Below are 18,377 nucleotides of genomic sequence, written 5' to 3' on the forward strand. Positions count from 1 at the left end.
GAGATAAAAAATAAAGGTTTATGGAAAGAAAGAAAATAGCAATAGTAGGAGTTGGTTTGATCGGCGGTTCACTTGCAATTCAATTGCATGAGAAAAAGCTTTCATCGAAACTAATTGGCGTAGATGCAAATCCGGAACATGCACAGCAAGCAGTAGAACTGGAACTGGTAGATGAAACAATGAACCTCGATGAAGCAATTGACCAATCAGATGTCATTGTATTAGCAATACCTGTTGACGTAATGTTGAAAGTTGTGCCTGCCATACTCGATAAAATTGATAAGCAAATCGTAATAGACCTGGGCTCAACAAAATCGCAATTGATGGAACTCATAAAAAATCATCCCAAAAGGGGGAGATATGTAGCCACGCATCCGATGTGGGGTACCGAATACAGCGGACCACAAGCGGCAGTGCGTGGCGCCTATGAAAATAAAGCTGTAATTATCTGCAATGCTGAAGAGAGTGATACTGATGCTCTCGAGTGGACAAAACATATGTATAAAAAGATTGGCATGCATTTACTGGAAATGGATGCGGTATCGCATGACCTGCATGCGGCTTATGTAAGTCATATTTCGCATATCACATCTTTTGCATTAGCGAATACAGTTTTGGAAAAAGAAAAAGAAGAGAACGCAATCTTTGAACTGGCATCAGCCGGTTTTGAAAGTACAGTGAGGTTGGCAAAAAGTAACCCGGCCATGTGGGTGCCGATCTTTTTACAGAATAAAGTAAATGTGCTGGATGTGTTGAAAGAGCATATTGCACAGCTGACAAGATTTAAAGAAAGTATCGAACAGGAAGATGATAAATACCTGATGCGGTTGATTGAGGATGCGAATAAGATAAGGAGGATAATAAAATAGAACGTTATGAAAAAAAACCATCACCAATTAATTGCCGAGTCATATAAGAATGCCTTATCGGCCAGCCAAGACTTAGCCAATCGTCTTTCAGAAAATGTGAGTAAAGTAATAGTATGGCTAATTGGTTTTTCAATAGGAAGTTTAGCATTTGTGTTAACTAATTCTGATAGACTCGCTTTTTTAAATGATAGCACAAAAAAATATGTAGTTGTATTTCTTACTGCTTCAATTTTATCAGGCATTTTCGGAAGAATAATTTATTTGATTTCAGAATTTTTGGCTCTTCGATTGAGTTTAGTACTTGATATCATGTTGGATAAATATCTCCATCCAATACATATTAGAGAACTTCATGGGGATGAAACTGCGGAAATGGTATCACATTTTTTTAGAGAAGATTTCCCAGAGCAAACACAAGAAGAATACAATTTGTTTGACGAGTTTGCCAAAAAACAAGAGCATGAAAAGGCCAGAGAGTTATATAAGGAAATGGCTCAGTGGTCCGCTGGGGAGTATGAGTTGGCTATCGAAGATATAAGTCAAGTTATTAAGACTGTTTATTCGGTAAAAGAAAAAGATGTACCTCAAAACTATTTTGGAAAATATGGAATTTGGATGAGGAGGTGTTTAAGATTGAGTCTTGTGCTTTATGTGATGTCTTTTTTATTATTTGGGGTTACTTTTTTTGTATTAGCAAAGAGTTTTCTTGCGTAATTATTATAAATATTATGCTCGATAGTGAACAGAACCCTGAACGGAGCGTCGCAACAAAAGTTAAATAGTAGTAATGCAGGGCATTAAATAAAAAATAAATTAAAAACTGCCTCTTTGCTCCCCTTTAGGGGCCGGGGGTTTAAATTTGTACAATGCAAACAGCAGAACAAACAATGAAAGAAATCACACAACAGGCATGGAATAAAAGGCCGATGATCATCTCGGGCCCTTGCAGTGCAGAAACTGAAGAACAGGTATTGCAAACGGCACAACGTCTTGCCGCAACAGGCATGGTGGATGTATTGCGTGCCGGCATCTGGAAACCGCGGACAAAACCCGGTGGCTTTGAAGGTGTGGGTGCAAAAGGATTGCCCTGGATGCAGCAGGCAAAAAAACTGACGGGTTTGCCGGTGACTGTTGAAGTTGCAACTGGTAAACAAGTACAGGATGCGCTGACTTTTGATGTTGACATTTTATGGATCGGTGCAAGAACGACAGTGAATCCTTTTAGTGTACAGGAAGTAGCGGATGCATTGCGTGGTGTTGATGTGCCTGTGTTGATCAAAAACCCTGTGAACCCTGACCTGGATCTCTGGACCGGTGCTGTGGAGAGAGTGGCCCGTGCAGGTATCAAACAAATCGGTTTGATACATCGCGGCTTCAGCAGCTATGGTAATACTGAATATCGTAATGCGCCGATGTGGCAACTGGCAATTGAAATGAAACGCCGCAACCCGGAACTGATGATGATCAATGATCCTTCACATATTTGTGGCCGTCGTGATATATTGGCCGATGTTGCACAACGTGCTATCGACCTTGATATGGATGGTTTCATTATCGAAAGTCATATCGATCCTGATAATGCCTGGAGTGATGCAAAGCAACAGGTGACGCCGGAACGTTTGAAGGAAATACTTGAACATATAATATGGCGCAAGGAAGATGTGAGCAGCGAAGAATATCATGCAGCATTGGAAAAACTACGCCAGCAGATCAATCATTTGGATGATGAGCTGATGCAGATACTAAGTCAGCGTATGAAGTTGGCAGAAAAGATCGGTGAGTATAAAAAGAATAACAATATCACCATCCTGCAAACCAACCGCTGGAATGAAATTCTTGAAAGGGCATTTATAAAAGGTGATAAGCTGGGATTAAGCAAAGAGTTTGTGACAAAATATTTTGATGCTGTGCATATGGAAAGTATCAATCATCAGAAGAAGGTGTTGGATAGTTAAACCCCCTGCCCCCTAAAGGGGAGATTTAGGTTGGTGACTACTTTGCTTTGTGTGAAATAGTATTGTTCGATAATAATAAAATCAAAATTCCCCTTTAGGGGATAGGGGTATGAAGAAACTCACTTATAAGTTTGGCAGTTCATCCACTGATTTTTACCTCGCTTATGGTATCAGCCATTTGAAAAAAATAGCTGATCCTGCAAATACTATCATCATCACTGATGAAAATATTTACAATGCACATGAAAAGCGGTTTAAAAACTGGAACACAATGGTGCTGCAGGCTGGTGAAGAATTTAAAATACAGCCAACCATTGATAATATCGTTCAGCAACTAATAGCAATGGAAGCTGACCGCAAGACAACACTGGTAGGAGTAGGTGGCGGGGTGATTACAGACCTTACCGGCTATGCGGCTTCTGTATATATGCGTGGTATCCGTTTTGGTTTTATTCCTACAACCATTTTGGGAATGGTAGATGCAAGTATTGGAGGCAAGAATGGAATTGATGTGGGAGTTTATAAAAATTTAGTAGGCATTATTCGCCAGCCATCTTTTATTTTGCATGATATGGTTTTTCTGAATTCTTTGCCGGATTCAGAATGGGAAAATGGTTTTGCTGAGGTCATTAAACATGCTTGTATAAAAGATGCAGCGATGTTCAGCGAGTTGGAAACAAGATCACTGAAGCATTATCAAAGCAGGCAGAAATCGATTTGTGAACTGGTACAGCGAAATGCAATGATAAAAGCTGCAGTTGTAAAACGGGACGAGTTTGAAAAAGGCGAAAGGCGTTTACTCAATTTCGGTCACACACTTGGGCATGCATTGGAAAATCAGTATGAGCTATCACACGGCCAGGCTGTTTCTATCGGAATGACCTATGCTTGTCATATTTCTGAACAGCTTACTGGTTTTAAGCAAACAGAAAAAGTAGTAAGCCTACTGGAAAAATACAGGCTACCCACTTATGCATCTTTCAACAAACAAAAAGTATTTGATGTGTTGAAGATGGATAAGAAAAGAGAAAGAAAAGAAATGAATTATGTGTTATTGGAAAAAATAGGAAAGGGAGTTGTAAAAAGCATTTCCTTGACTCAATTAGAAAAAATTATTTCAAATCTATAAAAACTAATATTCCCCTTTAGGGGATAGGGGTATGAAAGTAACAATACATCCGTCAAATTTATCGGGAACAATTCAAGCAAATGCTTCGAAAAGCTCTATGCAAAGAGCCTGTGCGGCAGCATTACTCACAAAAGGAAAAACAGTTTTAAATAATCCCGGTCATAGTAATGATGATAAAGCAGCAATTGGAATTATAAAAGCATTAGGTGCATGGGTTGAAATGGCAGATGGAGAATTGAAAGTGGAAAGCGGGGGAGTAAACCCTATTTTAGATTCGATCAATTGTGACGAATCAGGATTAAGCATCAGAATGTTTACACCGATCGTTGCATTAAGTGATAAAGAAATTACCATCAATGGCAGTGGTAGTTTAATTAAAAGGCCAATGGATTTTTTTGATGAGATATTGCCACAGTTAGATGTAAAGATCAAAAGTAACAAAGGAAAGTTGCCAATTGTCATTCAAGGCCCATTGCAACCAAAGAATATTGAAATGGATGGTTCGCTGAGTTCACAGTTTCTTACAGGCCTGCTGATGGCTTATGCAGCAGCAGGTGCAAAAACTGTTTCAATTAAAGTAAAGGATTTAAAAAGCAAGCCCTATATCGATTTGACACTTGATGTAATGAAACAATTTGGGATGAGAGTTCCTGAAAACAAAAACTATGAAGAATTTATTTTCAATTATAATGACTCTTCTCAGAATCCCCCTTTGGGGGGCGGGGGGGCTTACACAGTAGAAGGTGATTGGAGCGGTGGTGCATTCTTATTGGTTGCAGGTGCTATTGCAGGTCCGATAACGGTAAGAGGTTTGGATATGATGAGTACACAGGCAGATAAAGTAATTGTAGATGCTTTGATAAAAGCAAATGCAGGAATTGCAATAGAAGCAAAAGGGATCAAATTGCATCCGGCTCCTATGACTGCATTTGATTTTGATGCAACGGATTGTCCTGATCTTTTTCCGCCATTAGTTGCATTAGCGGCTTATTGTAAAGGAAAGACAACTATCAAAGGTGTTTCAAGATTGGTGCATAAAGAAAGTAACCGTGCTGTTACATTGCAGGATGAGTTTGATATAATGGGAGTGCAGATAGATATAGAAGATGATATAATGATCGTTCATGGCGGTGATGTTGTAAAAGGCGCCGATGTACATTCGCATCATGACCATCGCATAGCTATGGCTTGTGCCGTCGCTGCATTAAAAGCAAACGATATGACGGTGATTGATGAAGCACAAGCGGTGAATAAATCCTATCCTGATTTTTATGAACACTTGAAAATGCTGGGTGCTGATGTATCTTTAGATAATAAGTTCAAAATATCATGAATAGTTTCGGCAGAATATTCCGAGTTTCCATTTTTGGAGAATCACATGGTGAATGCGTAGGCATAACTATTGATGGTTGTCCCGCAGGTTTATCATTATCGCCGGAAGATTTAGCAGCTGACCTCGAAAGAAGAAAAGGTGGCAAGCATAAAGGAACTACACCAAGACAAGAAGAAGATTATCCCATTTTTAAAAGCGGCATCTTTAATGGAAAGACAACAGGTTTCCCGATCACAATTCTTTTTGAAAATAAAAATACCCGCAGCGAAGATTATAATAAACAAAGAAGCATACCAAGACCGGGTCACGCTGATTGGGTTGCTCATCAGAAATTTGGCGGCAATGAGGATTATCGCGGAGGTGGACATTTCAGTGCAAGATTAACAGCAGGAATCGTTGCAGCAGGCGCCATTGCAAAAATGCTGATGACTGGCCTCCGCATTCATGCGGAGGTTGTAGAGATCGGTGGTGAAAAAGATCTTGAAAAAGGATTGCAGAATGCAATTGATGCAAAAGATTCTGTTGGCGGTGTTATTGAATGTCGTGTTAATGGTTTGCCGCTTGGTTTGGGTGAACCTTATTTTGATTCTGTTGAATCAGCTTTAGCCCATATTGTTTTTGCTATACCTGCTGTAAGAGGCATTGAATTCGGAACTGGGTTCGCTGCCGCAAAAATGTTCGGCAGCCAACATAATGATGCTATTGAAAATATGGAAGGCAAAACAAAAACTAATCATGCAGGTGGAGTTGTCGGCGGAATCACAAATGGAAATGAATTAGTATTTCGTTTGGCAATTAAACCAACTTCATCAACTCCTAAAGAACAGGAAAGTTTGAACTGGGACACAGAAAAGCTTGAAAAATTTTCTATTAAAGGACGACATGATCTATGTGTTGCATTAAGAGCTCCGGTGATCGTAGAAGCGGTTACAGCTTTAGTGCTTGCAGATTTTATGATGCTTGAAAATAAAATACAACGAATACTCTAATGCCAATTATTTACCACGTTACTACAAAACAGGAATGGACGAATGCTGCAAAACAAGGGTTTTATGAATCAACTTCTTTAGCTGAAGAAGGTTTTATTCATTGCTCACAAGAAAACCAGGTGGCTGGTGTGCTTGAAAGATATTTTTGCGGTAAAAAGGATCTGGTCAAACTGGTTATTGACACAGATAAACTCAGCAGCAGATTTGTTTTTGAATGGTCATCTTCTGTTGAAGATACATTTCCCCATATTTACGGCCCTATTAATACAGATGCAGTTGTTGAAGTGGTGAACATTTAGTTTTATTCTTCACTTATCAGTTCAGTATAAACTCTTTCTCCAAAATAGGTAAAGTATTTTCTTTTATCAAACTTCGTTGCAGAAAGCAATGAAAGTATAAAACCGTTTTTTTCTACCTGTACAGTATGATATATAAGGCCGCGGGGATTTTCTTTCAGTATAATTTTTATTCTTTCTTTAAATGCTTCATGTGTTATCATTGAAGTATCAGATCCTGTTTTGAACTGAAATGTTTCAGCCAGTTTTCGTTGCATCAACCGGCTGCGGTACCATGTACCACCTGTAGGGCTTACTAAAGGTTTGCCATTAAAAATTACCAGGCTATCATTATAAGCAAGCACAATTAATTTGCTATTCTTCTTTTGCTGTAGCCAGTCTGTAAATTTCTTTGTATGCAAGCTGTCTTCATAACCATAATCACTGTCGAGAAAGGCTATTCGTTCAACATTTGCAGGAATTTTCTCAACAATATCAAGGTACCCAAAGATAAAGCTGCCACCACCGCTATGTCCATTTAATATAATTTGAGGATCATATGCATAAAACATTCCGGTAAGGCTGTCAACAATATTTTTAATAATTCTTTTTGAATCGGGGGTCGTTCTTTTCCACATCGGCCAGCTTTTTTGTGCAGCCATCAGGTAAACTACGATGTAATTATTTTTTTTATCAAGATTGCGGACAAACCGTGTTTGTGCAGCGATATGCTGAATATCAAAATGCCAGTCATCACCCGGCTTCATCTTTTTCCCTTTTGTCCATTCAATGCTGTTTCCATTTGGCAAAGCAAACAATACGACGTAGGTTTTTCCTTTTTTGTTAAACTTTTCCGGTGCATTGATACTTAGTATAACATCTTTTGCAAAACTTTCAGAATAAAATTCCTGCTCTGCAAAGCTGCCCGTCGTCTTAAAACCGGGCAACGGTTGTGAAAAACCTACAATAGTGAAAGATGTGAATAAAATAAGCAACCCTGCAAACCGATAATGAAATCCTTTAGTTATTTTGTTGAGCAGATATATCATAGCTGTAAAATGAATGTACGGCAAAAGCTGAATATGCAACCACACACTCCCTTCAACATTTTCCGATTTTTTGTTTTTTGCCTGTTTATTGCTTCCTGTGGAAGCAAGGGCCCTGCAAAACCAGTAATAGTAGACAATCCTGAAAAGATGGATGAAAAAGTAACTGAGCTGATGAGTGACTTTATTCAATCTGCCATTCACGATAAAAACTTGCTGAATGATTCAATACAACTCAACCAGGAAAAAACGGTTGAGTTTATATACGAACAAAGAAAGAATGAACCCCTTTGGAGCAGTAAAGAAAACTGGTTGCCAATTGGTGATTCATTGTTTGATTTTATACGTGATGCAAAACAATGGGGTTTGTTTCCTCAAAATTATCATTTCAAAGATCTCGATTCTATACGCCAATTATTTATTGCTGATACCTCAGGTAAAGGTTCAAAAAGTGATGCTAACCTCTGGGCTGTGTCGGACATTCTATTGACCGATGCATTAGCACAAGTTTTTTCAGATGTAAAATTGGGCCGTTTGCAGAATGATAGCGTTATGAAAAGAACGGATTCGGTTTTGACCAATGAATTTATCAATGAAAAACTGAATGAGGTATTACAAACAAAATCACTTTCTGAGGTGCTGCAGTCATTAGAGCCTCAGCACAAAGGGTACTATGAATTAAAAGCAGGGTTAAAAAATTTTTTAGACAGCGCAGATTTTCGCTCATTCACTCAATTGCCTTTTCCTTACTACGATACCGTTAAGTTCAGGCAGTTATTAAAGAAGCGGTTGATCGAAGGCGGATATTTCGCCACCGACTCTATTGGTTCTGATACTTCAAAGATCCGTGCTGGAGTAAAAAGGTTTCAGTTAAATAAAAAAATTACGGCAGATGGAAAAGCCGGTGGTGAAACGATACGGCTACTGAACAATAATGATGACGTAAAATTTCATCGTATTGCGATCACACTCGATCGGTTTAAAATGTTGCCGGAGAAAATGCCGGAAAAATATATCTGGGTCAATCTTCCATCGTATCAATTGCGGATCATTGAAAATGACACAGTAAAACTCAGCTCGAAAGTAGTAGTGGGAAAACCATTGACAAGAACCCCGGTACTTACCAGCTCAGTGTATGAAATGATCACTTATCCAAAATGGACGATACCAAACAGCATTGTTATAAAAGATATTATACCCGGTATGAGGCGTGACAGCAGCTATCTTGCTAAAAAAGGATACTCATTGTTCGATAAAGAGGGAGAGGAGATAAGTCCTGATTCTGTTGACTGGTATAAATACACGAAAGGTCTTCCTTACAACGTAGTACAGGGTAGCGGTGATGCAAATGCATTGGGCATAATGAAATTTAATTTTTATAACAAATACCAGGTGTATATGCATGACACAAACGAAAGGTATTTATTCAGTCGTGATGCAAGGTCGTTGAGTCATGGATGTGTTCGTGTACAGGAATGGAGTAAAATGTCAAATTATTTTCTTTCCAATGATAGTACCCGCTATAAAAACCCTGATAGCCTGCAGGCCGTAAGGGATTCTATTGTAGTCTGGCTTCAGAAAAAAGAGAAACATACGGTTTCGTTTAAAAATAAAGTACCTGTTTTTTTCAGGTATTTTTCCTGCGAAGGAAAAAACGGAACTATAATTTTTTATGATGATATTTATGGCGAAGATGCATTGCTGCGACAGAAGTATTATTCACATAAATGATTGCTATGCTTCAAAAACAGGGGGCTCAATTAATGCTGAACAGAACCCGGAACGATGAAAGGACTGCGATGCAACCTGTGCTTAAAAAAGGTTATGTTGCCGGTATCGTGAAAAAAACACTTCAATTCAGTATACTGTTCCTTCTTGCAGGGCTATTCACCATCAATTCTGCGTATTCACAAGAAAAGGAAAAGGAGAAACAAGAAAAGGAAAGGAAGAAACAAGAAAAAGAAAAGAAGAAACAAGAAAAGGACGAGGACAAAAAGAAAACCTCCAACCGGATTTTGTACGGCACTGCCAGTTTTTATGCCAATAGTTTCCATGGAAAAAAGACCGCTAATGGTGAAATTTTCGATCAGAAAAAAATGACTGCTGCCTGTAATGTACTGCCACTGGGTACATGGATTCGGGTAACTAATCTTCGAAATAAGAAATCGGTACTAGTGAAGACAAATGACCGGCTTCATACCAAAATGAAGCGTGTCGTAGACCTGTCAAGGGCTGCAGCCTCAAAGTTGGGTTATATCAATGCTGGGTTGACCCGTGTCAAAGTGGAGGTTTTGGGCAAAAAGAAACCTGCCCAATGACGTGAATATGAAAGGAATAATTTATTTTCGGAAATAGAAGCAACCCGTTATTTTTGTTACTGACTAAACCAAACTACGCTTTATGAAGAAAATCTTAGCAGTTGCCCTGGCACTCTGTACTTTTTCATCTGCCCTTTTTGCACAGGACGACGAAATCAGGAGGCCTGCAATAGGAATCAGCTTTTTCTTTAATGACTTCGTTACCCCTGAGAGAATAAAAGCATCGAATGTCGCCGGCATTTTACGTGATGGCAAATGGGCCAACGTTAGTGAAATGAAAGGCGGTCTTGCTGTGCATTATTTCAAAGGATTGAGAAAGCATGTTGATTTTGCCGGTACACTTGCAGGATCATTTCTTCGTTATCCCATGCCCGGAAAAAATTTCACAAATGATAACTTATTACTGGAAGCAGATGCATCACTGAACCTGAAAATGCTTTCTGAAAAACATACTGTACAACCTTATATCACTGCAGGTGTTGGTGCAAGCTGGTACGGTAAATATTGGGGTGCTGTAATGCCACTTGGTGTGGGATTAAAAATAAGCATATTTGATGAAGCACATTTATTCTCAACCTTCCAGTATCGTGTGCCGGTAACAAATGAAACAACGGCGCATCACTTCTTTTATAGTTTTGGCGTAGCAGGTGCATTGACTAAAAAGAAAGAGCCTGTAGTAATACCGCCACCTCCACCACCAAGACCAGCAGATACTGATGGCGATGGAATTAATGATGCAGATGATAAATGCCCTACAGAAAGAGGTACTGTAAAATATCAGGGTTGTCCTGTTCCTGATACAGATAAAGATGGCGTCAATGATGATAATGATAAATGTCCTAACGTTTCAGGTGTGGCCCGCTACCAGGGTTGCCCGATTCCGGATACTGATAATGATGGGTTGAATGATGAAGATGATAAATGTCCTAACGCTGCGGGTGTGGCCCGTTACCAGGGTTGCCCTGTTCCTGATGGCGATGGTGATGGTGTAAATGATGAAGAAGACAAATGCCCGAAAACAGCCGGTCCTGCAGATAATTTTGGTTGCCCGGTAATTGGAATTAAGTTTCATGAAGTTGTATTTAAGTCAGGCAGTGCTGTATTGTTACAGCAAGGAAAAGATGTTTTGGATACAGTAGTAACTTATATGAAGAAAAATGAAGGTGTTATAGTTACTATTGATGGCCATACTGATAATACAGGTTCAGATAAGATAAATAATCCGCTCTCGTTGAAAAGAGCAGAAGCCGTTAAAGCATACATTGTAAGTAAAGGAGTTGATGCCAACCGTATGATCACATCAGGCTTTGGATCAAAACAACCTATAGCAGATAATAAAACAGCTGCAGGTCGTAAAAAGAACCGCCGAATAGAAATTAAGATCAAAGATTAGAGAATTGATACTTAATAATGAATAATCTTATAAAAAAAGTCCCGCTGCTGAGGCGGGATTTTTTTATGGAGGCCACTGTAATCCCGATAGCTATCGGGATTAAATCCTTATTGAGCCACGAAATCCCCTGGCAGCAAAATAAGATTCTGCACCGTTGGCATATATGAAGACTCTGCCAAAGCGGAATTCACCAGAAATGGATCCACCGAGTTTTCGGACATCTGGAGGTGTTTTCAACCAGCTCGAGGTTTTGGTATCGAACTTTCCAAGTTTCTGCAAGTCCTGGTATTGTTCTTCTGTTAAAAGTTCAATGCCCATGTCAGTTGCCATATTAATAGCGCTATCTGCTGGTTTATGTTCTTTTCTTTTCTCCAAAGCTTCATGATCGTAACAAAGACTTCTTCTTTCTTTCGGACTTTCAGCTGAACAATCATAAAAAATATATTCACCGGTCTTTTTATCATGACCAACAATATCTGGCTCACCGCCGGTTATTTCCATTTCGTTAAGTGAATACAGTTTTTCAGGATTCGCTTCCAGCTTTGCTTGTACTTTAGCCCAATCAAGACCTTTATGACGATTCATGTTTTTCTCAAAACGGGTTTTCAATGTTTTGAGTAATGTTGAATGTTGGTCTGGAGATAATTTCTTTTTCATGCTATTAATTTATTGATTAACAGAAAAGATTAATCATCTAATCCCTTTCCACTGAGAATTTGTTTGATGTATTTTTCAACTCTTGCTTCACGGGTTTTGGGTTGTTTGGCTTGAGAAAAATAAAAAATGTATGCTCTTTGCCGTCCCGGTGTCAATGCACCAAAAGCTTTTTTCAAAACTTTGTTCTTATCTAATCTTTTTTGAAAGTCTTCCGGGACTTTGAATTCTGAGGTCTTTTTTAATTTGACTTTTAATCCAGCTCTTTCAACTTCAAGGGCTTCATAAACATAAGCTTTCACAACTTTTTCCAGTTTAACTATTTCCTTAACATTAGTGAACCTGATCTGTCGGGCAGATTGTACATTCTTTGTTTGCTGGATCAAAATATCATTGGCGTCATTAAGCAAGGCACCTTTGAAAAACAAAAGAGCACAGTATTCTTTAAATCCATGTATCAATACAATGTTTGTGTTCTCAAAAGTGTAACAAGGACAACCCCATTTCAATTCTTCCATCAGGCCACAGTCAAGAATGATCGTTCTCAACTTCTCATATTCCTTCTGCCATTTTGTGTCTTTGGCAAAAAACCAATCAACCTTTGGGTTCATGTTATTCTTTTATTGATATGCTGAAATGTTAAGTTAAGACTTACTCAATAGCTTGTCCAGCTTGTTAAAAATTTCTACTAAACCTTTTTCCATTCCACTGTTAATCATTGCATCTCTTATAGCCACCGAAGGACAAATATCATGAATAGTTATCTTAGTTCTATTGTCAGGAAGTTCTTCAAATTTAATGATCTCTAAAATAGCATTTCCCCTTTGCGGGAGTTCCATAAACTCAGAGGTTTGTATTATTCTTTCGGGGGAGGAGAGTTCATGAATTACACCGTTAAAGGTACAAAGAGTCTTTCCCTCTTTGTTTTTGTTGCACCAACTGTAACTACCGCCGCTTCTGTAGTCATGATAATTGAAATGCATAGTATGATCGAAAGGAGCAAAAAACTGAACCAGTATATCCGGATCGGAAAATGCCCGGAAAACATCTTCTCTTGGAATATCAAATTCCCGGATAATGAATAATTCCTGTTTGTTATTTTCAGTAATAACCCGAGTCTTTTCTTTCATGATTATTAAGTTTTTGATTTATTAAATTTTAATATACCTAATGCAATTATGATTAACCAGATATGATAAACGAGAAACATTATTCTTGGTGGATAGCCTATAGGTACGTTTTCACCAACCGCATTTTCTCCCAATGGAGCAACGAAAAGATTGAAGTGGGCAATAAAACCAATGAATGCGAGCAACGGTAGGAAAGCTGTCCATTTTAAAATATTTTTTGCAGCTTTCCAGTGCTCATTTCTCATCAGACTACGATTGATAAATAGTGCTGCAAACGGAAGTAATACCATTGCCAACGCTCCTGAGATTGTATGTATAAAAGTTGTGGCGATGGTAAAGTCTGGCGGATAAGGATCGGTTACAAACGCTCCAACTCCAATAGTTCCAATAAAGCAAATGAAGAGTAAAATCAAACCAATTTTCCCCCAGGTGCCATCAATATCTCTTTTTAAGGAAAGAAATAAAAACAGGTAACTTAATGCCGAGCAGAAAAAAGCAACTTGCATTAGCCATCCAAATTTTCCTATTGCCCACTCACTGATGGTGTTCGAATAGGGGTGAATGTCGGGTCGCAGGAAAATTAAAATAAGCAACAATACCTGGTATGTCACGGCCATTAATATGGATAATTTGGTAGAAAATATTTTCATTACTTCCTGGCTTTACTTAAATATTAACCTTAGGCTCATTCTATTCTTTTATTGATTAGCTAAAATCCTGCCTGCCGGTAGGCAAGTAATTTTCTATCAACTGGTCTGAAGTACCATGATATCACGGTCAGGATCAAAAGCAATAACGAAGGAAATATTTCACTCGGGGAATTACCTGCAGCGATATGTGTAAATATTGCTCCTGACATCATAAAGAAAAAGCCGGCATACGCCCATTCTTTTAGTAAAGGGAATTTAGGTAGAAGCAATACTATAACTCCCAATATTTTGCAAATACCTAAAAGTGTTACAAAATAAACAGGATAACCTAAATGTACCATACTATCTAAGCCTCCTGGGCTTTCACCTTTTAGTTTGAGTATCTGTACTGTGCCGGTAGATACCATTCCTAGCGAAAGCCAAATAGTGGCGATCCAATAGATGATCTTATTTCTCTTTGACATAACGTGTTATTTTAATTTGTTTAAAATTTCTTGTATTCTGTTATGTGCCATATTTATGCCCTGGGCAAAAGGTAACTTCAGTATTTGATCCCGGAGAGCAACTGATTTGTACACTACATGCATATTGAGTCTGCTGGTATCATCAGAGAGTTTTTCAAATTCAAGGAACTCAAGCTGAACACCAAAAGGTGTATTCTCCATTTCAAATGTCCGTGTGATCTTCTGGTTCGGAACAAACTCATGAATTGTTCCATTGAACCCGTGTTTGTTTCCTTTAGGATCGGTTGTTTCAAATTGATAACTGCCATGCTTTCTATTGGCCAGTTTCAGCACTTTCGTTCCCATCCATTGCTCAACAATTTCGGGTTCTTCATATGCTTTAAATAATAATTCTAACGGCAAATCAAATTCCCTGGTGATCGTTAATTCCTGTTTGCCATCTTCGGCATGGATCTTTGTTTTTCGTTCCATGATATTTATTTTTTTGATTTGTATTTTTTCATGACGGATTCTAATTTATTAAATCGATCATCCCACAGTTTGCTGAATGCTTCAATAAAGTCGGATAGTTCTTTCATTTTTTTTGGATTGATGTGATAGTAAACTTCTCTACCGTTATATTCTTGTTCAAGCAATTCACACTCGGTAAGTATTTGCAGATGTTTTGAAACAGTCGGTCTTGCTGTGTCAAAGTTTGCAGCTATGGCTCCTGCTGTGAGGGATTGTGAAGCAACCAATAGTAATATGGCTCTTCTTGTAGGGTCTGCAATCGCCTGGAATACGTCTCGTCTTAAATTCATTGTGTAGCTATTTGACTACAAATATACATGAAGTCATTTAACTACACAAATTTTTTCTAATCTAAAAGAAAAGGTATTATAAACCCGTATCATTCAGGAAGATTTATCTTTAGCATCTACATGAATTTATTTAAAGACAAAGCGGTTATTATTATTACTTGTCCCAAACGACTGGCACCTTTCCTGGAGCAGGAAGTAAAGGAGCTTGGATTTATAACCGAAGAAACATTTGTAACAGGTGTACGCATCTATGGCACTATTAACGATTGTATAAAACTAAACCTGAATCTTCGTTGTGCCAGCCAGGTACTTTATAGCCTGAAAAAATTTGAAGCAGAAAATGCGGATGCTATTTATGATAATCTTGTTAGTTATCCATGGGAAAATATTTTACCCAATCCGGGTTATTTTTCCATTACGAGCAATGTAAATAATCCCACTATTAATAATAGCATGTTTGCAAACCTGCGTGTTAAAGATGCAATAGTGGACAGGTTGCGGGAAAAAAGAGGCACACGTCCATCAACGGGTTCAGCGCTTATCGGTGCTGTTATCAACCTGTTTTGGAAGAATGAAAATGCTGAAATATTTATTGATACATCCGGTGATTCTTTAGGCAGGCATGGTTACAGGAAAATACCGGGCCAGGCTCCTATGTTGGAAGCGTTGGCTGCAGCCACTATCTATGCTACGCAATGGGATAAAAGATCACCCTTTATAAATCCCATGTGCGGTTCGGGTACTGTTGCCATTGAAGCAGCTATGATCGCCACTAACAGGCGACCGGGGTTATTCAGAACCAATTATGCTTTTATGCACCTCCAGGGTTATGATGAATCGGTTTATTTGCAGGAGGATGCTTTATTGGAAAAACAAATTATTGATGTACCCGGTTTCCGTATCATTGCTACAGATTACAGCGCAAAGGCAATTGAAAATGCAAGGAAGAATGCAATTGCGGCAGGTGTTGCCGGTCTGATCGATTTTGCTGTTTGTGATTTTGCCGATACCGAAATACCACAAAATGTTCCTGGTGTTTTTTATGTAAACCCAGAATATGGTGAACGATTGGGCGAAGTTGATAAGTTGGAAGGAACCTATAGCCGTATTGGTGATTTTATGAAACAGAAATGCGGTGGATATTTCGGTTATGTTTTTACCGGTAACCTTGACCTCGCTAAAAAAATAGGATTGAAAGCCAAACGCCGGATAGAATTTTATACCAGTACAATTGACTGCCGCTTGCTGGAATATGAATTATATAGCGGAAGCCGGGCAGCGCCAAAAGAAATAAAAGAAGAACAGTAATTATAAATTGAAATAACATATCAACATGGAAATTTCAGCATTGCAAAAAATTGTAAGAGACAGGTATTTTAAAACAGATAATGAAAGGGGCATCTATCACACTGCCTTATGGTTTCATGAAGAAGTGGGGAGCTTTCGGCTGCAATAGCCAGTGGCGATAATCAAAATGCAAAAGAAGAACTGGGAGATGTGTTGATGTGGTTATTAACCTTAGCAAATCTGCTGAATGTGGATATGGAAGATGTTATCAAAGAGTATCTAAATAACCCCAGAAAACTTCCGTCAAAATAGCCAACAGTTTCTCCCTACTTAGCTACTGCGATCTTTACTTTCTTATTCTTTATTTTCTGGTCTTTTATCAGTTGCAGTGTGTGGCTGACCTTTATTTTTTTCACTGCTACAAAAGAAAAAAAATCTTTTGCTTCGATCAAACCAATATCTTCTTTTTTTAGTTGGCCTTTATTGGATAGAAATCCAACGATATCAATTTTATTCACCTTATCTTTTTTACCGGCAGCAATAAATAAAGTTGACCATTGTGGTTTATCCGGGAGGGTGCTGGTTTCCGGTAGTTCTATCTTTTCTGATTCTGCATCAATATATTCCGGCAATTCTTCCTCGGGGGATAAAATAAGAATAGCAGTGCCACTTGCATCCATCCGTGCAGTTCTTCCATTGCGGTGAGTAAAAATATCCTCGCTGCCCGGTAAGTGATAATGAATGATGTAACGGATATTAGCAATGTCAAGTCCCCTTGATGCAAGGTCAGTTGTTACCAATACATTGGACGTTCCATTTCTGAATTTACACAGGGCAGCATCTCTTTCCTGTTGCTCCAAGGCTCCATGATAAAATACATTGACAATATCTTTTTCTTTCAGCCATTTGCTGGTTCGTTCTACTGATTCGCGATGATTGCAGAAAACTATTGTGGAGCGGTTACCAAGCATACAGATCAACCGGAAAAGTGTTTCTAATTTATCTTTTCCACCACTCATTAATATCTTAACCGCAAGTCCTGTATCAGCATCCTTATCATTTTGAAAATCCAACTTTACCAGGTCATCTGTATTTATAAATCCAGGAATTTCCAATGCTTCAGTAGCCGAGATCAGTACTCTTTTTGTTAATGATCTTAAGGAACCTATTATAAAAGACATCTCATCCTGGAAACCCAGCTCTAATGATTTGTCAAATTCATCCAGCACCAATGTTTCAATTGTATCAGTAGTGATATTTCCTCTTCTTATATGATCAGCTAATCGGCCGGGTGTGCCTATCAGTAATGCCGGGGGCTGCTTTAGATTATTTTCTTCTGTTTCTCTTTTGTGCCCGCCATAGCAACAGGTAACTTTAAGATCAGTGCCCATGTTTTTAAATACAGATTCGATCTGCAAAGCCAGTTCGCGGGATGGCACAATGATTATGGCTTGTGTGTTTGTATTCGCCGGGTCTAATAATTTGAGCAGCGGTAAAAGGTAGGCCAATGTTTTGCCAGACCCGGTAGCTGATAAGAGCAGTACATTATTGTTTTTATCAATGGCTTCTATGGAAGCAAGTTGCATTTCATTAAGTGACTTGATCTTTAGTTTTGATAAGATACTATTTGTGGAAATTTTTGTTGTGGGCATAATGGCAAAAGTAAGCTAGTTGTGTTTGCCCGTAGGAGGCAATCTTCCGCAACAGATGAATCATTTAGTTCAACGGTCACAGCTTTGCGTTCGGCAGGGCATTTGAAAAATGTCCTGCCCGGAACTGAAGCTGAATAAAGTTACTGAAGTTGAGAACATATTTTGTCGATGAGTTGCGTTGGGTCGAGCCCGAACCGAAGCCGATAGTAGTACAGAAGCTGGGCTCGACCCAGTCAGCCCGGCTGACGCAAAACTGCGTCCTATGTTTACAATTCAATAAATTTAGTTACAGATATAAGAACGGATTCAGAAAGAACAAAGAGCGGAATAAGACCGTAAAACCGCATTGGCTAAAAGCCATTACAACATGATAGTCCCCGCTCTTTTTCTTACCCGATGCTGAACAGTTCAACAAGCTTCACTGAAAGCCTGC

General features: G+C 38.7%; 21 protein-coding genes. 12 read left to right on the forward strand and 9 right to left on the reverse strand.

Annotation, left to right across the window (positions count from 1 at the left end):
* Positions 1-20 precede the first annotated feature (20 nt).
* The 7 genes from E6H07_18285 (at position 21) to E6H07_18315 (ending at position 6,574) form a co-directional block, all read left to right on the forward strand.
* Positions 21-869 carry a prephenate dehydrogenase gene (locus tag E6H07_18285; GenBank protein TMI61846.1) on the forward strand — a complete coding sequence of 283 codons (849 nt, stop codon included), beginning with the start codon at positions 21-23 and terminating at the stop codon, positions 867-869.
* A gap of 6 nt (positions 870-875) precedes the next feature.
* The gene (locus E6H07_18290) at positions 876-1,583 is read left to right on the forward strand and encodes a hypothetical protein (protein TMI61847.1); all 708 of its coding nucleotides are present in this window, start codon (positions 876-878) and stop codon (positions 1,581-1,583) included.
* A 173-nt stretch (positions 1,584-1,756) separates the two neighbouring features.
* Positions 1,757-2,824, forward strand: coding sequence for a 3-deoxy-7-phosphoheptulonate synthase (locus E6H07_18295; protein ID TMI61869.1), 1,068 nt, complete (start codon positions 1,757-1,759; stop codon positions 2,822-2,824).
* A gap of 109 nt (positions 2,825-2,933) precedes the next feature.
* Complete coding sequence (gene aroB, locus E6H07_18300) at positions 2,934-3,953, forward strand: 3-dehydroquinate synthase (GenBank protein TMI61848.1); 1,020 nt, start codon at positions 2,934-2,936, stop codon at positions 3,951-3,953.
* Positions 3,954-3,984: 31 nt separating this feature from the next.
* On the forward strand, positions 3,985-5,286 hold the full coding sequence (aroA, locus tag E6H07_18305; GenBank protein ID TMI61849.1) for a 3-phosphoshikimate 1-carboxyvinyltransferase: 1,302 nt from the start codon (positions 3,985-3,987) through the stop codon (positions 5,284-5,286).
* Positions 5,283-6,275 carry a chorismate synthase gene (locus E6H07_18310; GenBank protein TMI61850.1) on the forward strand — a complete coding sequence of 331 codons (993 nt, stop codon included), beginning with the start codon at positions 5,283-5,285 and terminating at the stop codon, positions 6,273-6,275. The genes aroA and E6H07_18310 overlap by 4 nt, the downstream gene beginning before the upstream one ends.
* The gene (locus E6H07_18315) at positions 6,275-6,574 is read left to right on the forward strand and encodes a DUF952 domain-containing protein (GenBank protein TMI61851.1); all 300 of its coding nucleotides are present in this window, start codon (positions 6,275-6,277) and stop codon (positions 6,572-6,574) included. The genes E6H07_18310 and E6H07_18315 overlap by 1 nt, the downstream gene beginning before the upstream one ends.
* A gap of 2 nt (positions 6,575-6,576) precedes the next feature.
* On the opposite strand, the gene E6H07_18320 is transcribed toward E6H07_18315, so the two are convergent.
* Entirely contained in the window at positions 6,577-7,599 is a 1,023-nt protein-coding gene (locus E6H07_18320) for a hypothetical protein (GenBank protein TMI61852.1), read from the reverse strand.
* Between E6H07_18320 and E6H07_18325 the strand changes: the two genes are divergently transcribed.
* The 3 genes from E6H07_18325 to E6H07_18335 all read left to right on the forward strand — a co-directional run bounded on the left by E6H07_18325 (position 7,561) and on the right by E6H07_18335 (position 11,307).
* Entirely contained in the window at positions 7,561-9,327 is a 1,767-nt protein-coding gene (locus tag E6H07_18325; GenBank protein ID TMI61853.1) for a hypothetical protein, read from the forward strand. The genes E6H07_18320 and E6H07_18325 overlap by 39 nt on opposite strands.
* Positions 9,324-9,914 (forward strand): septal ring lytic transglycosylase RlpA family protein, encoded by a 591-nt coding sequence (locus E6H07_18330; GenBank protein ID TMI61854.1) that lies wholly within the window; start codon positions 9,324-9,326, stop codon positions 9,912-9,914. Before E6H07_18325 ends, E6H07_18330 begins: the two co-directional genes overlap by 4 nt.
* Positions 9,915-9,996: 82 nt before the next feature.
* The gene (locus E6H07_18335) at positions 9,997-11,307 is read left to right on the forward strand and encodes an OmpA family protein (protein ID TMI61855.1); all 1,311 of its coding nucleotides are present in this window, start codon (positions 9,997-9,999) and stop codon (positions 11,305-11,307) included.
* A gap of 99 nt (positions 11,308-11,406) precedes the next feature.
* On the opposite strand, the gene E6H07_18340 is transcribed toward E6H07_18335, so the two are convergent.
* The 7 genes from E6H07_18340 to E6H07_18370 are packed head-to-tail and all read right to left on the reverse strand — an operon-like array spanning position 11,407 to position 15,005.
* Positions 11,407-11,973 carry a DUF4256 domain-containing protein gene (locus tag E6H07_18340; GenBank protein ID TMI61856.1) on the reverse strand — a complete coding sequence of 189 codons (567 nt, stop codon included), beginning with the start codon at positions 11,971-11,973 and terminating at the stop codon, positions 11,407-11,409.
* Between the two features lie 20 nt (positions 11,974-11,993).
* A complete protein-coding gene (locus E6H07_18345) occupies positions 11,994-12,572 on the reverse strand; it encodes a hypothetical protein (protein ID TMI61857.1) in 579 nt (192 codons plus the stop codon).
* A gap of 33 nt (positions 12,573-12,605) precedes the next feature.
* Positions 12,606-13,091: an ATPase gene (locus E6H07_18350; GenBank protein ID TMI61858.1), complete on the reverse strand. Its 486-nt coding sequence runs from the start codon at positions 13,089-13,091 to the stop codon at positions 12,606-12,608.
* A 5-nt stretch (positions 13,092-13,096) separates the two neighbouring features.
* Positions 13,097-13,741, reverse strand: coding sequence for a DUF998 domain-containing protein (locus E6H07_18355; GenBank protein ID TMI61859.1), 645 nt, complete (start codon positions 13,739-13,741; stop codon positions 13,097-13,099).
* Positions 13,742-13,800: 59 nt separating this feature from the next.
* Positions 13,801-14,205, reverse strand: coding sequence for a DoxX family protein (locus E6H07_18360; GenBank protein ID TMI61860.1), 405 nt, complete (start codon positions 14,203-14,205; stop codon positions 13,801-13,803).
* Between the two features lie 6 nt (positions 14,206-14,211).
* The gene (locus tag E6H07_18365) at positions 14,212-14,676 is read right to left on the reverse strand and encodes an ATPase (protein ID TMI61861.1); all 465 of its coding nucleotides are present in this window, start codon (positions 14,674-14,676) and stop codon (positions 14,212-14,214) included.
* A gap of 5 nt (positions 14,677-14,681) precedes the next feature.
* The gene (locus E6H07_18370; GenBank protein TMI61862.1) at positions 14,682-15,005 is read right to left on the reverse strand and encodes a winged helix-turn-helix transcriptional regulator; all 324 of its coding nucleotides are present in this window, start codon (positions 15,003-15,005) and stop codon (positions 14,682-14,684) included.
* Positions 15,006-15,125: 120 nt separating this feature from the next.
* Here E6H07_18370 and E6H07_18375 point away from each other — a divergent pair, with 120 nt between their 5' ends.
* Both E6H07_18375 and E6H07_18380 read left to right on the forward strand, forming a co-directional pair.
* On the forward strand, positions 15,126-16,313 hold the full coding sequence (locus E6H07_18375; protein ID TMI61863.1) for a class I SAM-dependent RNA methyltransferase: 1,188 nt from the start codon (positions 15,126-15,128) through the stop codon (positions 16,311-16,313).
* A 144-nt stretch (positions 16,314-16,457) separates the two neighbouring features.
* Complete coding sequence (locus tag E6H07_18380; GenBank protein ID TMI61870.1) at positions 16,458-16,604, forward strand: hypothetical protein; 147 nt, start codon at positions 16,458-16,460, stop codon at positions 16,602-16,604.
* A gap of 14 nt (positions 16,605-16,618) precedes the next feature.
* Here E6H07_18380 and E6H07_18385 read toward each other — a convergent pair whose 3' ends face one another.
* Positions 16,619-17,944 (reverse strand): DEAD/DEAH box helicase, encoded by a 1,326-nt coding sequence (locus E6H07_18385; GenBank protein ID TMI61864.1) that lies wholly within the window; start codon positions 17,942-17,944, stop codon positions 16,619-16,621.
* Between the last annotated feature and the right edge of the window lie 433 nt (positions 17,945-18,377).

Source organism: Bacteroidota bacterium, assembly GCA_005882315.1.
GTDB lineage: Bacteria > Bacteroidota > Bacteroidia > Chitinophagales > Chitinophagaceae > VBAR01.